Origin of the sequence: Photobacterium kishitanii, from assembly GCF_003026355.1 — a bacterium.
GTDB lineage: Bacteria > Pseudomonadota > Gammaproteobacteria > Enterobacterales > Vibrionaceae > Photobacterium > Photobacterium kishitanii.
Genome location: NZ_PYON01000048.1, coordinates 1 through 865, shown reverse-complemented (window position 1 = coordinate 865; position 865 = coordinate 1). Strand labels below are relative to the sequence as shown.

At 47.1% G+C, this 865-nt stretch carries 1 protein-coding gene; it reads right to left on the bottom strand.

All coding sequences use genetic code 11. The annotated features are described in order from the left end of the window. Positions 1–865: hypothetical protein (locus C0W29_RS21435; protein WP_146147156.1), on the bottom strand; the 865-nt coding region annotated here is incomplete at both ends.

The following is an 865-nucleotide window of genomic DNA, read 5'->3' as shown; positions in this document are numbered from 1 at the left end:
TATCAATACCGAATACAGGGTTCGCACCATCTGTAATCGGAATATCAATCGTGGCCGAGTTATCTAGTGGATCACCATCGGTATCTTGCGCTTGTACGGGGACTTTAATCGCAATGTCATTGCCATTAACCGTTACAAACCCAGCACTGTCACCAGAGGCATTATGATCCAGCGGCAATGCTTGAATAATCTTGATGTCAACGTTAACGTTTTGACCATCTTGCTGAGATGTTAATTCAACCCGCACAGCAACGGTATCAGTCCCTGCAAGAGTACCAACCAAGTTACCATTCGCATCAACCGTAAACGTCAACGCGTGACCGCCTGAAGTCAGTTCAGCGTTAAGCTCTTTAATTAAGCTTGCTTGTTGGCTTACATCAATCGCAGCCGATGACGCCACTAACCGATCTTCACCCGCAACCAGTGTTAACTGTCCGCTTTGTTCCACAGGGTACGTGGTATCAATGCCACCAGTGCTAGTACCGCTACCATCCACATCACGATCACCTTCTGTGAGCGTGATATCAATGTTCTCACCACCAACCGCATCAGTGCCGTCATTAATGGTGATATTTAATTCACCCTGAGCGGTATCACCGTCTTTATCGGTTGCCGTCACAGCCAGTTTAATCTCAGCAATATCGGCACTGTTTTGATCAACAGCTCCAGTTACTTTAACGGTATAAGTGCCGTCATTAGCGATCGTCACCACCATCACAGGTTGTGACTGTGAACCAACCACCGTTAGTACATTGCCGTTGACCGTAAAAGTTGTCGCTTCACCATTACTGGTGATATTAGCAAGACCGTCTTGCGCGGCATTAAAGTGAATAGATTGGATATCATCCGAGCCCACGAGACGCTC